Source organism: Neobacillus sp. PS3-12, from assembly GCF_030915385.1.
Classification (GTDB): domain Bacteria; phylum Bacillota; class Bacilli; order Bacillales; family Cytobacillaceae; genus JAEVLT01.
Genome location: NZ_CP133268.1, coordinates 500500 through 517761, shown reverse-complemented (window position 1 = coordinate 517761; position 17262 = coordinate 500500). Strand labels below are relative to the sequence as shown.

General features: G+C 38.3%; 15 protein-coding genes and 1 pseudogene. 9 read left to right on the top strand and 7 right to left on the bottom strand.

Going from position 1 to position 17262, the window contains the following annotated elements:
• Positions 1 to 128: 128 nt before the first annotated feature.
• From RCG17_RS02710 to fabF, 4 genes and pseudogenes are all read left to right on the top strand, one after another.
• On the top strand, positions 129 to 824 hold the full coding sequence (locus RCG17_RS02710) for a Crp/Fnr family transcriptional regulator (protein ID WP_308173740.1): 696 nt from the start codon (positions 129 to 131) through the stop codon (positions 822 to 824).
• Positions 825 to 1156: 332 nt separating this feature from the next.
• Positions 1157 to 1695: pseudogene (locus tag RCG17_RS02705) on the top strand (MerR family transcriptional regulator).
• The gene (locus tag RCG17_RS02700) at positions 1670 to 2821 is read left to right on the top strand and encodes an RNA-guided endonuclease InsQ/TnpB family protein (protein WP_374120937.1); all 1152 of its coding nucleotides are present in this window, start codon (positions 1670 to 1672) and stop codon (positions 2819 to 2821) included. The pseudogene RCG17_RS02705 and the gene RCG17_RS02700 overlap by 26 nt, the downstream one beginning before the upstream one ends.
• Positions 2822 to 2986: 165 nt before the next feature.
• Positions 2987 to 4243 carry a beta-ketoacyl-ACP synthase II gene (gene fabF, locus RCG17_RS02695; RefSeq protein WP_308173738.1) on the top strand — a complete coding sequence of 419 codons (1257 nt, stop codon included), beginning with the start codon at positions 2987 to 2989 and terminating at the stop codon, positions 4241 to 4243.
• Between the two features lie 34 nt (positions 4244 to 4277).
• Here fabF and RCG17_RS02690 read toward each other — a convergent pair whose 3' ends face one another.
• The 3 genes from RCG17_RS02690 to RCG17_RS02680 form a co-directional block, all read right to left on the bottom strand.
• Positions 4278 to 5651: an extracellular catalytic domain type 1 short-chain-length polyhydroxyalkanoate depolymerase gene (locus RCG17_RS02690; RefSeq protein WP_308173737.1), complete on the bottom strand. Its 1374-nt coding sequence runs from the start codon at positions 5649 to 5651 to the stop codon at positions 4278 to 4280.
• Between the two features lie 369 nt (positions 5652 to 6020).
• Positions 6021 to 7097, bottom strand: a complete 1077-nt coding sequence (locus RCG17_RS02685; protein ID WP_308173736.1) for a PrsW family intramembrane metalloprotease — start codon at positions 7095 to 7097, stop codon at positions 6021 to 6023.
• 160 nt (positions 7098 to 7257) lie between these two features.
• Entirely contained in the window at positions 7258 to 8019 is a 762-nt protein-coding gene (locus RCG17_RS02680) for an SPFH domain-containing protein (RefSeq protein WP_308173735.1), read from the bottom strand.
• Between the two features lie 265 nt (positions 8020 to 8284).
• Here RCG17_RS02680 and RCG17_RS02675 point away from each other — a divergent pair, with 265 nt between their 5' ends.
• The gene (locus RCG17_RS02675) at positions 8285 to 9736 is read left to right on the top strand and encodes a DHA2 family efflux MFS transporter permease subunit (RefSeq protein WP_308175757.1); all 1452 of its coding nucleotides are present in this window, start codon (positions 8285 to 8287) and stop codon (positions 9734 to 9736) included.
• A gap of 71 nt (positions 9737 to 9807) precedes the next feature.
• Here RCG17_RS02675 and RCG17_RS02670 read toward each other — a convergent pair whose 3' ends face one another.
• From RCG17_RS02670 to RCG17_RS02660, 3 genes are all read right to left on the bottom strand, one after another.
• Positions 9808 to 10533 carry an amino acid ABC transporter ATP-binding protein gene (locus RCG17_RS02670; protein WP_308173734.1) on the bottom strand — a complete coding sequence of 242 codons (726 nt, stop codon included), beginning with the start codon at positions 10531 to 10533 and terminating at the stop codon, positions 9808 to 9810.
• A gap of 69 nt (positions 10534 to 10602) precedes the next feature.
• The gene (locus RCG17_RS02665; protein ID WP_308173733.1) at positions 10603 to 11196 is read right to left on the bottom strand and encodes an amino acid ABC transporter permease; all 594 of its coding nucleotides are present in this window, start codon (positions 11194 to 11196) and stop codon (positions 10603 to 10605) included.
• Positions 11197 to 11381: 185 nt separating this feature from the next.
• A complete protein-coding gene (locus tag RCG17_RS02660; protein WP_308173732.1) occupies positions 11382 to 12230 on the bottom strand; it encodes a basic amino acid ABC transporter substrate-binding protein in 849 nt (282 codons plus the stop codon).
• Between the two features lie 313 nt (positions 12231 to 12543).
• Here RCG17_RS02660 and RCG17_RS02655 point away from each other — a divergent pair, with 313 nt between their 5' ends.
• The gene (locus RCG17_RS02655; RefSeq protein ID WP_308173731.1) at positions 12544 to 12867 is read left to right on the top strand and encodes a hypothetical protein; all 324 of its coding nucleotides are present in this window, start codon (positions 12544 to 12546) and stop codon (positions 12865 to 12867) included.
• Between the two features lie 93 nt (positions 12868 to 12960).
• Here the strand turns inward: RCG17_RS02655 and RCG17_RS02650 are convergent, their stop codons facing one another.
• The gene (locus RCG17_RS02650; protein WP_308173730.1) at positions 12961 to 13152 is read right to left on the bottom strand and encodes a hypothetical protein; all 192 of its coding nucleotides are present in this window, start codon (positions 13150 to 13152) and stop codon (positions 12961 to 12963) included.
• Between the two features lie 134 nt (positions 13153 to 13286).
• On the opposite strand from RCG17_RS02650, the gene RCG17_RS02645 reads away from it, so the two are divergent.
• Genes RCG17_RS02645 through RCG17_RS02635 form a run of 3 tightly spaced genes read left to right on the top strand, consistent with a single transcriptional unit; the run spans position 13287 to position 17204 of the window.
• Positions 13287 to 14897: a spore germination protein gene (locus RCG17_RS02645; protein WP_308173729.1), complete on the top strand. Its 1611-nt coding sequence runs from the start codon at positions 13287 to 13289 to the stop codon at positions 14895 to 14897.
• On the top strand, positions 14887 to 16098 hold the full coding sequence (locus RCG17_RS02640) for a Ger(x)C family spore germination protein (RefSeq protein WP_308173728.1): 1212 nt from the start codon (positions 14887 to 14889) through the stop codon (positions 16096 to 16098). Before RCG17_RS02645 ends, RCG17_RS02640 begins: the two co-directional genes overlap by 11 nt.
• Positions 16098 to 17204, top strand: coding sequence for a GerAB/ArcD/ProY family transporter (locus RCG17_RS02635; RefSeq protein ID WP_308173727.1), 1107 nt, complete (start codon positions 16098 to 16100; stop codon positions 17202 to 17204). Before RCG17_RS02640 ends, RCG17_RS02635 begins: the two co-directional genes overlap by 1 nt.
• Positions 17205 to 17262 lie beyond the last annotated feature (58 nt).

Sequence of the window (17262 nt, the reverse complement as noted above, 5' to 3'; positions counted from 1 at the left end):
TGTTATGGGTGGTTTTTTTATGGAAACCGAACCTTTTAAATTATTGATGGTAATCAATTATTTTAGGGATAAGTTGTATTAGACTTATTATAAATGTAATTATTTATCATTCTGAAGGTGATAATGATATGGAACAAAAACAAGAATTTGTGAAATGTCTAAGCGACATTCCTTTATTTAAAGGTTTATCCAAAGAAGAGATTACTCCATTTGCAGATGTTGCCCAAATGCGTTTATACAGATCAAATATGTATATTTATATGGAGGAAGACCCGCTTGACCGAGTCTTTTTTATTCATTCAGGAAAAGTAAAAATATATAAAACCGACCTCACCGAAAAAGAACAAATTATTTCTATTCTTGTGCCAGGTGAAATGTTCCCGTATACAGGGTTCTTTAGAGATGGGCATTACACATCACATGCAGAAGTTTTAGAAGATGCACAATTAATTGTCATTCCGATTGAATACTTTGAAGACATTCTAATTTCCCACCCTAGCCTTTGTGTTAACATTTTTAGGAAAATGGGAGAAAGAATCGTTGATCTGCAAGGGAGATTAGAAGCACAAATTCTTCATAATACTTATGAACAAATTATTTTACTGTTAATCAGGCTCTGTCAGACAAATGGTACAAAAACAGATAAGGGTTATAAATATACCTCGAGGTTTACAAATAGAGAGCTAGCAAACATGATTGGTACTACACGGGAAACAGTTAGTAGAACCATAACCCAATTAAAAAGAAAAGACTATATATTCCAAAATGAGGAAGGCTTTTTATATGTTGATCAGGAATCATTAAAACAAGAGATATTTTGTTAGGTAATCATTTCTTTGAATGAAAAATATAAGTAAAAAGGAACTCTGAAAACAGGTAATTGTTTACTGAGTTCCTTTTTTTATTAGCCTCTCAACAACAGGAATAACAACTATTTACCAAGTAAAAAAGGAATATTTGACGGATTTTGAAAACTCTGAACGTGACAGCTACTACTATTAGTAGGTAAAATAGAGTGGTGAATTTATAAAAAGAAAATTTATATCTAGCTTGTTTAATAAATGAATTTTGATTGGGCAAAAAGAAATAATTAGTAGGAGGTCAAAACAGTTTATAAAAATATATACAAATATTAACAATTGTAGTAAATGTAATTATGGAAAAAATTTACAAACCCAAAGAGTTTGCACCCATGTTGGGCGTAAGTGTCATTTCACTACAGCGTTGGGATAACGAAGACAAATTGGAGGCTCACCGAAACCCAAAAGGGAGAGGATACTATAATGAAACACAGTATCGGGAATATATGGGGATTCCAAAGGAAAATAAAGTAGGGAAAACCATCCTTTATGCTAGAGTATCCAATCAAAGCCAAAAGAAAGATTTAGAGAATCAAATTGAGTTTTTACGTACCTTGCTAATGCTAAAGGGTGGTATTTCTCACAAGGATAGCTTTGTACGATTTAGTTATGTATGGTTTGAAGGATTTTTAAAAAAGTGCGGAGTAGAAATAGTGGTAGTACACAATGATACACTTTCTTCGCAAGAGTATTTTGTCCAAGATTTAATTTCAATTATTCATGTTTTTTCTTGTCGTATTTATGGTCTAAGAAAATACAAAAAAATTGAAAGAAGATAATGAGTTATGAAAAAAGCCTACAAAACGGAGATAGACCCGACTCCAAAACAAATTGACAAGACCCAACAGACCCTTGGGGTCTGCCGTTATGTTTACAATCTCTATTTGTCTACCAACAAAGAAATCTACGGAAAAGAGAAACGGTTCATGAGTGGCATGGACTTTTCTAAGTGGCTGAATAATGTGTATACCAAAGAAAAAGACCCATGGATTAAAGAGGTATCCAGTAAAGCCGTCAAGAAAGCCATTATGAATGGTGATAAAGCGTTTCGTAATTTCTTTGATGGGAAGGCAAAGTTTCCAAAGTTCAAAAAGAAGAAAAATCAAGATATCAAAGCCTACTTTCCTAAGAATAACAAGACTGATTGGACAATTGAACGTCATCGCATTAAGATTCCTACCATGGGTTGGGTTAAGCTAAAAGAGTTCGGCTATATCCCAACAAACGCCCAAGTCATCAGTGGTACGGTCTCTCAAAAAGCGGGGCGATACTACGTATCGGTCTTATGTGAGGTACAACCAAGAGAGAAAGAACTTCAAATTAACAACCATGACGGAATTGGGATTGATGAAGGTATCAGGGATTTTGCCATTTGCAGTAATGGAGAAGTGTTTGGAAACATTAATCGTTCCCAACGAGTTAAGAGGTTGGAAAAAAGTTTAAAATGTCAACAAAAGAAATTAAGTCGTAAGTATGAAGCCAAGAAAAAACAAACCAAAATGAAAGGAAGTGAACCCTGCTACTATAAAAACATCCATAAACAAATCAAAGTCGTTCAAAAACTTCATGCTAGATTAACCAATATTCGAACAGAATATGTTCGGACGGTCGTAACTCGAGTGGTGAAAACCAAACCCTCCTTTATTGCGATTGAGGATTTAAACGTGAAGGGGATGATGAAAAACCATCATCTTGCTAAAAGTATTCAAAAGCAAAAATTCCACTATTTTCGTACATGGTTGGAACATAAATGCAATCAGCTAAAAATTGAATTGCGGATCGTTAACCGATTCTACCCTTCTTCTAAATTATGTTCTTGCTGTGGTCACAAAAAGATTCAATTATCGTTGTCTGAAAGGACATACAAATGTGCATTCTGTGACATGGAAATGGATAGGGATTTTAACGCCAGTTTAAATCTGAAATACGCAACTGATTATACAGTTGTCACCACACGATAGCTAATAGTTGTTAGTACGGGGGGCTACCTCGGAATGAACGCCTGTGGAGAGCCAAACCAACGATAGTAGCGGGCAAATGGCGAGGTCGGGTTCGTGGAAGCAGGAAAAGTCTAGCATAAATAAATGATGACATTTGTTTATGTTTTTAGTAGCAGAGAACATCATATGAAAAAAAGAATTGCGATTACTGGAATTGGGGCCGTCACACCACTGGGAAATGATGCTTTTACAACTTGGGAACAAATAAAAAAGGGTGTTTCTGGAATTGGCCCTGCAACCAGGTTTGATGTAGAAAAAGTAGATGTGAAAATTGCGGCAGAAGTGAAGGGTTTTGCACCGGAAGAATACATGGATAGAAAAGAAACGAGAAGAGTCGGGCGCTTCACTCAGTTTGCAGTTGCGGCAAGTAAAATGGCTGTTCAAGATGCAGGGCTGCGCATTGGTGAGGATATTTCACCTGAACGTGTAGGTGTTTGGATCGGGTCCGGAATTGGCGGCTTGGGTGAATTCGAGGAACAATTTCTAAAGTTTACTGAAAAAGGCCAAAGAAGGGTTAATCCGTTTACGATTCCGATGTTGATCCCGGATATGGCAGCAGGGCAGGTTTCGATTGAACTTGGGGCAAAAGGAATCAACAATTGTTCAGTTACAGCATGTGCTTCGGGTGCAAATTCCATCGGTGATGCCTTCCATGCGATTCAAAATGGTGATGCTGACATTATGATCGCCGGGGGAACAGAGTCAACCATCACAGGAATGACAGTGGCTGGTTTTTCAAATATGACGGCACTTTCGAAAAATCCCGATCCGAACAAAGCAAGCAGGCCGTTTGATAAGAATCGTGATGGTTTTGTCATGGGCGAAGGAGCAGGGATTTTAATACTAGAGGAATTAGAGCATGCGTTAGCACGAAATGCAAAAATATATGGAGAAATAATTGGCTATGGCTCGACGGGGGATGCCCACCATATCACGACGCCTGCCCCAGAAGGGGAAGGGGCACAACGGTCAATGAAAATAGCATTGGCGGATGCCGGTATTACCCCTGAAGAAGTCGATTATATCAATGCTCATGGTACATCGACGTATTATAATGATTTATATGAAACAATCGCAATTAAAAAGGTTTTCAATGAACATTCCTATCGCTTATCAGTAAGTTCAACGAAATCGATGACAGGTCATTTGTTAGGGGCAGCGGGTGCTATTGAAGCGATTTTTTCTCTCCTTGCCATCAAAGAAGGAATCCTCCCGCCAACAATCAATTATGAAACACCGGACGAAGACCTTGATTTAGATTATGTCCCAAATGAGGCCAAAAAGAAGGATATTGAGGTTGTATTATCCAATTCATTAGGCTTTGGGGGTCATAATGCAACATTGATTTTTAAAAAATTCACAAGAGACATCGTACTTCATTAACAGGAAAAAGCCGTCAGAAATTGGCGGCTTTATTTCATCTTTTTATTTTTGTGAATTTTGAAAGAAGGGTAAAAAACATCTTCTTTTTTGGTTTGTCTGGTGATTGATTCACAGGTTGAATCGATGATTCGATGCTTGTTTTGCTTTCCTGATTATCATTTGATGATGGGATAGGCATATGAACAGAAGACTGCCCTTCAGTGTGTATGGGTGTTATATCATCTGAATCGTCTGGGGAAATGACAGGGTGCTCTGAGGCAGATACATGTATCTCGTTTGGTAACAGTTCTGATGAAAGGATTGGCTGATCGAAAGGTGGCTGGGCCTGAATTTGAACGAACGGTTCTGCTGAAGCAGGATCTGATAATTGGACCAGTTCAACGGGTAGGTTTCTTGATGTTTCAACCTGTACGTTCAAAGTTGCTCCTACATCTTTTTTTGCAACCTGTTTTGAAGCTTTTTTTTCATTCTGAAGTTGTTGACTTTTAGTAAAGAACCTCCACATTATTTCTGAAGCATTTGGACCTGAGGGGTCAGTATAGGATCCATTTGGACTTCCACCGGACCATACATGTCCCATTTTATCAACCATCCAAAGTTCCAATAAGGGTTCACTGCTGTCGTCGCTGAAAATATGCTGGGTAAAGCTTTTTCCACCGATAATACCAGCATTGATTTTAGAAGGTGTTACTTCAACATTTCCTATGCCGCCTTCGACCAAAAAGTTGGTTTGAACCCACTGGGTGATAACCTGCTGGCCGTTTATCGGATGAACCGTTGTATCACAAATGCCATGGAATACAATGACTCTCATTTTTTTCTTAAACTCTCCCATTTCGGCAAAAGCATTATTCCCGCATACGTAGGGATCAGGTACACCTTTTTCCATACTTTTTTTAGCATCCTCTGCCATAGGGTCTGTCAGAAAAAAGACATTTGCAGCGTCATAGGCTAATCCCGAACAAATGCCGATCGCACTAAAGACATCAGGATAGGTAACCCCGAGGATACAAGCTAGAGACCCTCCAGCAGATAAACCAGCAGCAAACACCTGATTTGCGTCAATATGGTATCCTCTTTTCACTTCTTCAATAATTTCAAAAATTAATTTGGGGTGCCCTTGCCCACGGTGCTGATTTTTATCTAAAAACCAGTTCCAGCAGCCAAAAGGGTTATAACCAGCTGGATCAGAAGGATTAAACAGGTGATTCATGTTAGGGTAGAGGACAAGAAAATTTTCTTGCTCTGCAAGTGCGTTCATTTTTGTACCTTCAGCAAAATCATCTGGATCTTGCCCGCAGCCATGCAGCATTACCACTAACGGTGTATCTTTCTTTGCTTTATATGTTTTTGGAATAAAAAGTTTATATTTAAAACCTTGAAAGATATAATCATGAAATTTTCCCAAAGCACTCACCATCCGTTTACTTATTTTCTCATTCACAGCCGATGGTTGTCACAAATTGAGGTAAAATTTTACAAAATTATCACTAAATTAATGGTTGTTAGTTAACAAATGATGATAGATTATCTAACATTTACTAAATAATGCCATAATTTTATTTATATTAACACAATTAAATTAATATTAACCATTATTTTGTGTGAAATTAAAATAATTAAAAAAATAAGTAAAAGGTGATAGGGAATTCGTCTTGGTGAATTATTTATGCATAGACTTTCACTAGTACTTTTTCACTAAAGAATAAAAAGAGCTGCCAAAAAATATTTTGGCAGCTGCTTCATTTTTTTCAATCTTAGAAATGAACTCTAATAATTATCTTGCGGTAGTAGTAAAATTTCTTTTCTTTTCATTAATTTCATTTAGACCCATTTTGATCATTCTGAAAACGATCACCCAGGATAGGATCATGAGGAAAAGCTGTCCGATTGGATAATTACTGATCCAAGGAGAATCCCAGAGGGCATGAAAGGCCACAACTAAAACAAAGAAAAGGAAAAATTTAGGCTTAAATAACATGTTAAACTGTAATTTCGAATCTCCTTGAACCCTGCAGAGTGCCGCTCCCGCTATAGCTCCCCAGGCAACGTGCCCACCTGGAGAAAAAATACTGCGCCAGATGATCGTGTAATAAAGCATGTGGTAGCTGTTAGAAAGCAGTGCCCGTAAAGCATATCCTGCCGTTTCAAAGGCAGCGAAACCTACTCCAATGGCTGCCCCTAGAAGCAAGCCATTAAGGATATATTTATATTTCAGCGGGCGTACAAAAAAGATAACAGCAACCACCTTGGAAAGTTCTTCGACGATTCCAATCGTGACAGGATTGATGTTATGACGCAGAATATCATAAAATATTACAGCCAACAACAACGAGAGGATCCCCCCGATTAACACCACATAAACAATTTTATAGATGGCAATATTCTGAGGAGCGTTCATTTCCCAGAAGAAAATCAGTGTAGTAAAGGGAACAGCAAAGGAACCAATTATGATGAGGCCAGGGATAAAATTGATATTACCAAACAAACTGACACCCACGTACAACCCAAGGTAAGCGAAAAGTGCGAAAAGGAAAACTCTTGTAAAAAGCCATGGTTTGGGCCATGTAGCCACTACTTCATCAAGAGTGGGAGTGGTTAAAGAGGTTCCGACAATAAAAAGTCGTTCAGCTTCAACATCACTATGCATTCGAAAGACTCGTGAAAATATATTTTGAAATTTGGGTTTAACCGATCGTTGGTGCATTGGGAGCCCATCGACAAGCTGTGAAAACTCATAAAATAAACTGTTTGGGTCTTGTTCGTTATTGTTTATGCTAGCAAATTCATGGCCGCATTTTAAACAGAGCCTAACTTCTTTCCGATTCGAATAGTCACAATTCGGGCATTGCATGATTCGTCCACCCCTTCGTTACAACATAGTTACGCAAACATCATTCTTCGATAATATGTGTAAAATAGAGGGGAAATAAACGGAAAAACAGGTTATTTAAATACATAAAAAAGAAAGGTAAGGTTGAATATGGATCAACTTTACCTTTTTAAGATTCGTTTTATTTTTGTTCTTTTCCAAATAAACTTGCAAGTCCTGAAGTAGCGTCAAAAGGGAAAAGAATAGTGCTGTTTTTTTCTGCAGCAATTTCTGTCATGGTTTGCAGCATACGCAGTTGCATCGCTGCAGGCTGCTTACTGATGACTTCTGCAGCTTCGGCCAGCTTTTCAGCCGCTTCAAACTCTCCTTTAGCAGCAATAACCTTCGCCACTCTTTCACGTTCAGCTTCTGCCTCTTTTGCCATGGCACGTCTTAGTCCTTCTGGGAGATCCATTGATCGTATTTCGACCCCCGTTACCTTAATTCCCCATGGTTCTGTTGCTTGATCTAGCTCTTTTCGCAGCAAATCATCTAATTTCTTTTGTTCGGTCAGCATTTCTGACATCGTGTGTGCACCCAAGTTTGAACGAAGTATCGTTTGAGCTAAGGTTGAAGTGGCTTTTCGGTAGTTTTCAACATCAAGAAGCGCTTTTTGGGCATTCACAACTTGATAGTAAACAACTGCATTCAAGGTAACCGGGACACTGTCTTTGGTAATAATGTCTTGATTTTCAACATTTTCTACTCGAATCCGCATATCAATTTTTCGTACACTTTCAATGAGCGGGATAATAAAATGGATGCCAGGCTCAAGCGATCTGGAATAGCGTCCTAAACGAAGGACGACTGCTTGCTCGTATTGCTGAATAATCCGAATCGTGCTGAAAAAAAGAATGATTAATAAAAAGATCGCAATTATAGGGATAATCATGCCTGTTACCATAAAGCCATCTCCTTAGAATAGAAATGATGTGATGCTTCCTATATTTTAACAGATTTTACACGAAGGAAATTAAAATAATTTTTCTTTCCTCAAGCCACTTTGCTTGCACTCAATCAGAGGACAAATTATATTTAAAAAATGGCTTGAACATAATATATATGAAAAATATCATCAAGTACTTTATCAGCGCCCTCAAGGAGGAATTTTTTTGGTCAACACGAAAGTTTCAAAGATAGCAATACGAACAGCACCAATATTTGCAGTCATGCTCGCGGGTGCTTTTGTTGCGTTTTTAAATCAAACGGTCATAAATGTAGCACTGCCCCAAATCATGGATTATTTTAAAATTTCCGCCGTTACTGCCAATTGGCTGAGTACGATTTTCATGTTAACAAACGGAATCGTCATTCCCATTACGGCTTTTTTAATGGAACGATTTACAACAAGGCAGTTGTTCCTTTTTTCCATGGGTGTATTTGCCATCGGAACCTTTATCTGTGCAACAGCAGCTACATTTCCCATTTTATTAATGGCTCGAGTGGTCCAGGCAATCGGCGCAGGGATCCTTTTTCCATTAATAACAAATGTGATTTTCACGATATTTCCTATTGTGCGACGCGGGTTTGCAATGGGGATTTTTGGGGTAGCGTTGAACTTTGCACCAGCGGTAGGACCAACATGGGCTGGATGGATTATTGAGACCTATTCATGGCGCTTGATCTTCTATGTGATTGCCCCAATTGCACTTTTGGACTTTATTATTGCTATTTTTCTTGTAAAAAACGTAACAGAAACGAGCCGGCCGAAGCTGGATGTCCTTGGGGTAATTTTATCAACGATTGGCTTTGGCGGAATTCTCTATAGCTTTGCTACAGGAGGTACGAAAGGGTGGAGGGATCCAGAGGTAGTCAGCTTGTTTATTATTGGTGGTGTTAGTTTAATTTTGTTCGTTTGGCGCCAGCTGACTGTTCATCATCCTCTTCTTGAATTTCGGATTTTCAAATACAAGATGTTTACGTTAACAACCGTTATTAACGTCATTGTTACAATGGCGATGTTTTCGGGAATGATTCTAATGCCAATCTATATGCAGACCATTCATGGCTTTAGCCCGCTCGAAGCAGGGTTTATGATGTTACCAGGCGGTGTAGTGATGGGGATCATGTCGCCAATTACAGGAAAGCTATTTGATAAATTTGGAGCTAGATGGCTAGCAATTATCGGGTTAGCCATTACCATTTTAACTACATTTGCTCTGACAAGGCTCCAAACGAACACTCCATTTTCCTACGTATTATGGGTTTATACAGTCAGAATGTTTGGAATGTCAATCTTGATGATGCCAATCTTTACGGCTGGTCTTAACGATCTAGGTCTTAGTTTGAATAAATATGGTACCGCCATGGTTAATACACTCCGGATGGTGGCTGGAGCAGTGGGAATGGCCTTTTTTGTTTCCATTATGACGAATAACGGAGAAAGCCATCTTAAAACGATCATGAAACAAAACGCAATCTTACCGACCGATAAGGTTCATATGGCTTTGGCAATTAAGCAAGGAACGGTTATGGGAATTAATGACGCCTTTATGGTTGCAACCTATCTGACGATCGCAGCTTTTATTTTGTCTTTCTTTATACGGAACAGCAAACCAAATGGTGAGGAGACCGTTCCTGTTCGTAAAAAGGAAATAAAGAAAGTTCCACAATTACAATAGCAAAATTAAAAAGATGATCGGCATTTCGGTTTTTTTCGAAAATGCCGATCATCTTTTTTAAATCATGATTTTTAATGTAATATCTTGCCAAGAAAACTTTTTGTTCTCTCGCTCTTTGGTGATCGAAACATCTCTTCAGGTTTTCCTTGTTCAATAATGGTACCTTCATCCATAAATAACACTCGGTCGCCGACTTCTTTGGCAAAGCCCATTTCATGGGTTACGACAACCATGGTCATGCCTTCTTTTGCCAAGTCCTGCATAACCTTTAACACTTCTCCCACCATCTCGGGATCCAGTGCTGAAGTCGGTTCATCAAATAACATGACTTCTGGTTTCATTGCAAGCGCACGGGCAATCGCAACCCGCTGCTGCTGACCTCCGGATAACTCATCTGGATAGCTATTTTCTTTATGTGCCAATCCAACTTTTTCGAGAAGCTGACGGGCAAACTTCTCACTTTCTTCTTTTGGCATTTTTAATACTTTACGTGGGCCCATTGTAATATTATCAAGCACCGTTAAATGATGGAACAAGTTAAATCGTTGAAAAACCATCCCGACTTTTTGGCAAACTTTGTGGATATTGACTTTTGAGTGGGTGATTTCTGTACCAGAGATCGTGATTGTTCCACCTGTTGCTTGTTCCAGCCCATTTAAGCAGCGGAGAAAGGTACTTTTTCCACTGCCGGAAGGTCCGATTACGACAACCACTTCCTGCGGCTGGATTTCAACCGTCACATCTTTTAAGACTTCAATATGACCAAACGATTTTTTTAAATGTTCAACGTTTATCAATTTGCAACCTCCTCTCTAGATAGCCGGCAAAGCGTGTAAGTGAGAAAATTACGACAAGATACAAAATGGCTACTTCACCATAAATTTGAAAACCAGCAAAGTTTTCAGCGATAATAATTTGCCCGTGTACAGCAGTTCAACGATCGCAATCGGAGCTAACAATGATGTATCCTTGATTGTTTGTGCAAATTGATTGACCAATGGTGGAATCATTCTCTTAAAGGCCTGCGGCAAAATAATATGAATCATCGCCTGTGTGCGAGTCATACCAATACTATGTGCCGCTTCACTTTGCCCGCGGTCCACGCCTAAAATACCTGCGCGGATAATTTCAGTAATATAAGCTCCTTCATTTAAAGCGAGTCCGATTGCTGCAGCGATATAAGGATAAACATCTGATCCAAACCATTTATTTAATGGAATAATCGTTGGCAATCCTAATGCGATAAAAAGTAATTGTACTAATAACGGGGTTCCGCGGAATATTTCAACATATACCCAGCTGATTCCCCTTAACACTTTAAAACGAGAAAGCTTGCATAATGCAGCAATAAGTCCGATAATACTAGCAAATATAATAGCGATCAAAGAAAATTCAACCGTTCTCCCCAAACCGTGCAATAATTGAGGGAAAGCGTGTTCCATAATACTCCAAGAATTCAAAGGAATATACCCCCTTTATGATAGAAATAACTCACCGAGTGGCGGGCCTAAAAGACCGATGTATGAATCAAGTTGGGTTTAGAAAATTAGTAAATATTTTATTAGAATAATATATTTTTCCTAAACGTATAGGCGTAGCACATGAGAGCTACGCCCTATGAATGTTTAAAATTAGCAGTGAATATTTACTCGTCTAAAGCAGCTTTATCTGGAGCAAGCTCTTCGTTAACAACTCCACTCTTATCCCCGCCAAAGTATTTGTCAAATAGTTTAGCATATTGGCCATCGTCTTTAATTGCCTTTAAACCGTCATTGATTTTTTTCAATAAATCTGGATTACTTTTTACAACAGCGATTCCGTAATACTCTCCAGTTGGAATCGACTGGATTGCATGTACATCCTTATGAGTATTTGCATAATCTTGGTTCACTGGAGTATCAAAGACAACAGCATCTGCACCGCCACTGGCAAGAGCACTATAAGCATCGTTGATATTGTCGTATTGCTTAATGTTCTGCTCTGGAATTCCTTTAGACTTTAACAAATCAACAGAGGATGTCCCTTTTTTCGTTGCAACAAGTTTTGTTTTAAGGTCATCTAAGCTTTTAGCAGATGTGCTTTTTTTTGTAAGGACAGAAATCCCGGATTTGTAGTAAGCATTGGAAAAGTCAACAGCTGCTAAGCGGCTTTTCTTAATCGTGATTCCCGCAACGGCTACATCAATTGATTTAGCTTGTAGGGCTGGTATGAGTCCAGTGAATTGCATGGTAGAAAGGTCAACTTTAAGATTTTCTTTCTTTGCAATTGCATTGATCATATCAATGTCAAACCCTTGGACTTTTCCATCCTTTTCAGATTCAAATGGAGGAAAAGTAGTATCAGCTGCAACTTTAATTGTTTGTGCTGAAGATGTATCCTTCTTTGCAGTATCAGTTGATGCAGTCTTACTAGAACTGCTGCCGCAACCAGCCAACAAACCTGTTGTCAGTACCCCTGCTAGTAATAGCGACCCGTACATTTTTTTAGTAAACAAAATAAAACCCCCATCCAGTTAATATATCAATATATTCGACAATTCTATAATATTGTTAATATTCAATGTTTGTCAACTCAAAAAATTTTAATAGTATTATAATTTGTAATTTTATAAAATTTCCCATTTGCCGATTATCTCTTATTTATTGTAAATAAGAGGAAAATATATAATGTCGAACCGAAAATGTTTGGAATAAAAGTTGTTTGGTAAAGTTTTCTGGTTGTATAATAAAGGTAATTAAATGGGTATTAAGAGTGGACGAGAGAACTGGCTCAGGTATTTTCCACAGAACAAAAGGGGAGAAATGGGCATGAATATAAACGGGTTTGCTAGAGGATATATGTCTAATAATCATAGCGGTGAAGAGTTTATCAAGCATGTTGTTGAGGAAATCGAACAGCAATTGATAGAATGGGATCACAATTACGAAGTTTTTTTATTGAAACTATCATACTATGAAATAATGGTAAAAAAAGAAGATCACTATTACCATGTTAAATTATCTGAAAACGAAGTTAATTCATTGCAAAAAAGAGGTCCATTTCAACTTGATCGGAAAATATGGAAAGAGTTAGAAAAGCAAGGGATTACGATTATTAAGGGTCATGGGAATTATATCGATACAGTTTTATGATTATTTGCAAAATTTGGTATTAATCAATCCATACATAAAACAACTGATCTGTTATTAGGTCAGTTGTTTTTTTTTAATAATAATTTCTCATTTTTACTCTTGTTTTACACCTGCTGTATCCTGTTGTTTGTTTTTATTGAAAAAAGGGATTTTCTTTCCGCTCATCAAAAACCATAAGAGAATGGGTGAAACGATATTTCCTCCCATAACCAAAATGATGATAATCCAAATGAACCAATTTGTATTTAGGATGTATTCGTATAGCCAGTTATGATAAAAGTCCACAGAGCTTTCCCCCTTGCTTAACTATTCAAACATTTTTCCCATTTACTTTTTATTCATTCTAAAAAACGAATAATTCTCTTGCACTTTGGAAAAAAGAAAAGAACACGGTTAAAAATGGAAAGGGGGAATGGGTCGTGTCAGTCCCTGATTCTAAACCTGTACAACAAGAAATTGACCAGCTGCTTCAAGAACATTTTCATTTCCATTTAAATGAAAATGTAGGAATCATCAAAAAAATTATCCAGCCAAGTGTTGATTTCCATAAAAGAGATTTTGTCTTTCAAGGTGAAAAAGAATGCCAAGGTGCTTGTTTTTACACGGAGGGATTAGTTAATGAAATCAACATCCAAAAAATATTGAAATCTCTCGTAATTCTCAGTCCTCGATTGGAAAAAGCCATTTCAGGTCGTCATTTGACAGAAAAATTAAAGACGCACTTAATGGTTAACAGCGGTATTAAGGAAATTTCAACATTTCAGGAAGGCGTCGATGCCATTCTTTCCGGAGACACACTACTATTAATCGATTACTGTAATGAGGCATTAGTTGTATCGACAAAAGGCTGGGAAACTAGAAGTATAAGCCCGCCTGAGGCAGAAGCAGTTGTCAGAGGTCCCCGCGATGGTTTTACCGAAAACATTCGAACAAATACCGCCCATGTTCGCAGAAGAATTCGTGACCCGTTATTACGTTTTGACCCAATGGTCATTGGAACGAAAACAAGAACAGATATCAATATTGCGTATATAGAAGGAACTGTAAAGGAAAACCTTGTAAATGAAGTAAAGAACAGACTTCAAAGTATTAAGATTGATGGAATATTAGAGAGTGGTTATATTGAAGAATTAATCGAAGATGCACCGTTGTCACCGTTTCCAACGATTCAAAGTACAGAAAGACCTGATAAGGTGGCTGCTTCCCTTTTAGAGGGCCGAGTTGCTATTTTTGTAGATAATACACCTTTCGTACTCATCGTTCCAACAAGTTTTTGGGAATATATACAAGCATCTGATGATTATTACTCTCGATATTGGTCTGGCTCTTTCTTCCGAATTATTCGTTTTATTGCGTTTATGATCAGCCTTGTACTTCCATCTATATATGTCATGCTGGTTTCTTTTCATCAAGAAATGATTCCGACGGCCCTTGCCTTTACAATTGCTTCTGGGAAAGAAGTTGTTCCGTTCCCCGCTCTCTTAGAATGTTTAATGATGGAGATTGTTTTTGAATTTATCAAAGAAGCCGGGTTGCGAATGCCGAAATCGATTGGCTCTGCTGTGAGTATCGTTGGATCGCTTGTTATTGGTCAAGCTGCTGTTCAGGCGGGACTTGTGTCACCTTCTATTGTTATTGTGGTGGCGATTACAGGAATTGCTTCCTTTGCCATCCCAAATTATGCGGCCTCCTTTTCGATTCGAGTTCTTCGCTTCCCCCTGTTAATTGCTTCGGGGACTTTAGGTTTATTAGGATTTGCCGCTATTTTTTTTGCTCTTACCATTCATGTCCTTTCCCTTCGTTCATTTGGTTTGTCTTATCTTGCACCAGTTACACCATTTATTCCTTCCGACCAAAAGGATATCATCGTTCGCCCGCCAATTTGGGCAATGGATAAGCTCCCCCGTCTGGCAAAAGGGAAGGGTAATCGGCAAGGGAAAAATCAAATGCCGATGCCTCCTGCTTCAGATTCAAACGGGCAACCTGAAAAGGGATTAAGGATGGGGAGGAATAACCAAAGTGAAGAATAAAAAATCCCGATGGATCATCGTTTGTTTACTTCCTTTGTTATTGTTCGGCTGTGGGAAGAGAGAAATTAATGAATTAGCCATGGTTACGGCTGTAGGGTTTGATAAAGGCAAAAAGCCGGGCACCATTCAAATTACAGCTCAGATGGTACGCCCGGCAGATGCGAGAGGTCAGACAGGTGCACCATCAGGCGCCACAGGAGAACCTATTTATTCAGCGACGGCAGAAGGAGAGAGTATTTTTGCGGCGATGAGAAATTTAGGCCGCTTTGTATCACGTAGAGTATTTTGGGCCCAAAATTTTATCATTGTGATTAATGAGGATGTAGCCAAAAGGGGGGTAAGAGATATTCTTGACTTTTTCACAAGAAATCATGAAACCCGAATGAACACTTGGGTTGTGGCTACACCAAATAAAGCAGCTGACTTAGTTTCTACTGTTACAGGATTAGAAGTGGTTCCTGGGGAAGCGGTAGATAAATTATTTCGTTATAACGAGATTGTCGCCGAAGCACCGCGGACAAATGTCATGAGATTTGAAGAATCTTTTTTAAGTAAGAGTACTCATCCTGTATTAGCAAAAATGCAGCTGCGAAAACGCGGCATTTCGAACAAAAAGCCGGAACAGTTTGGTTCAATCGAACAGATTGAACTGTCTGGAAGTGCTGTTTTTCATCGTGATAAATTGGCAGGTTGGTTAAGTCCCATTCAATCGCGAGGTTTGCTTTTTTTTATTGAAAAAGTAGATTCTGCTGTCGTGCCTCTCCCATGTCCTGGTGCATCGGAAAATTCAACTAAAAAAGTATCTCTTGAGCTTAAACATCAAAAATTTCAAGTCAAGCCTTTCTATAGAAGCGGCAAGCCGGAATTTAGTGTGATGTTAACGGCTAATGCTGACCTTGTCGAGTCAAGTTGTACGATTCCTTTTGAAAATATGAAAAAAACCTTAGAGGAAGAATTAAAAAAAGAGCTTCAAAATGAGTTACAAGGTGTTATTAATCAAGCCCAGAAAAAATATAAAATTGATTTTCTAAAATTAGGTGAAGTGTTTGAAAATAGATATCCAGCCGAATGGAAGAAGCTGCAAAAAAATTGGGATCAAGAATTTAGTCGTGTGAAAATTAACGTCAGCGTCCAAGCACATATAAACAGTCCGGTTTTATTAAAACTACCTACTATTTCAGAGAAGGGAGGTAATAAATAGTGAAGATACAGATTTCCAATGGCATGCTATTGGCATTAATTATTAATATGGTATATTCAAAGGCTCTTGGGTTAACTCAGGGGATCATGGCACGTGAAGTTGGTGGTGATATGTGGACTGCCACAATTTTTTCTACCATACAAGGATGTATCATGATGGTAATGACTACATTGGTGATTCGTCGGGCTCCGAAATTAGATTTTATGGGACATACGGAAAAATTGATAGGAAAATGGGCAGGGAAAATTGTTGCTTTGATTCTTTTTCTCTTTTTTACAGGGGCCTATTTTACGGTAATGATTACGTATGTTTATCATTTAATGGATTATTTTTTACCGGAAATGCCTGCTTATCTTTTTCTTGTAGTCTCATTCCTGATAGGATGTTATGGTGTTTTTTCGGGACTTGAAGTAATAGGCCGCCTAGCGTTTGTTGGTGTGTTTTTTATTATTGTCTTTAATATTTTGCTTATGTTTGGCACCATTAAGGAATTTGATAGTAAAGAACTACTGCCCATATTGGAATCAGGATTTTGGCGTACTATATGGGCAAGCAGACAAAATGATACCGATTGGGCAATGGCAACAATCATGGCAGGGGTGATCCTTCCAAATGTGAAAGATAATAATACATGGACAAGGTCTGGAATTGCAGGAATCCTTATTGGAGGATTATTGGTCTTACAATGGCCTATTTTAGAAGCGGCCGTTTTATCCCCTGAAGTCACCAAACAATATATTGTTGCATGTATGCAAATGGCACGAAGTGCACATATTGGCCAGTTTATTCAACGTTATGAACTGTTTATGGTTGTTTTCTTTGCCTTCTCGCTTCTTGTACAAATGTCCATCTGCTTATTTTGTGCATGTCGGGCAGTTGGTTCGATTTTTAACCTGAAAAGTTACCGAACAGTCATTATTCCAGTTGGATTAATCCTTAATGGGGCTGCATATTGGATCATCATCGACCATACTCGGGCGATGAATTTTCTTGAAGGCCCATGGGTAGTTTTCTCTTTATCGGTAGCGTTTGGGCTTCCATTGTTACTATGGGGGAGTGGATTTTTATTCAAAAGGAAGCTGCAGGAAGCAAATGCGAATACATAGGATTGAAAAGATGAGGGGGAAAGATGACATTCCCCTCGGGGGCCTCTTTCAATCTTTC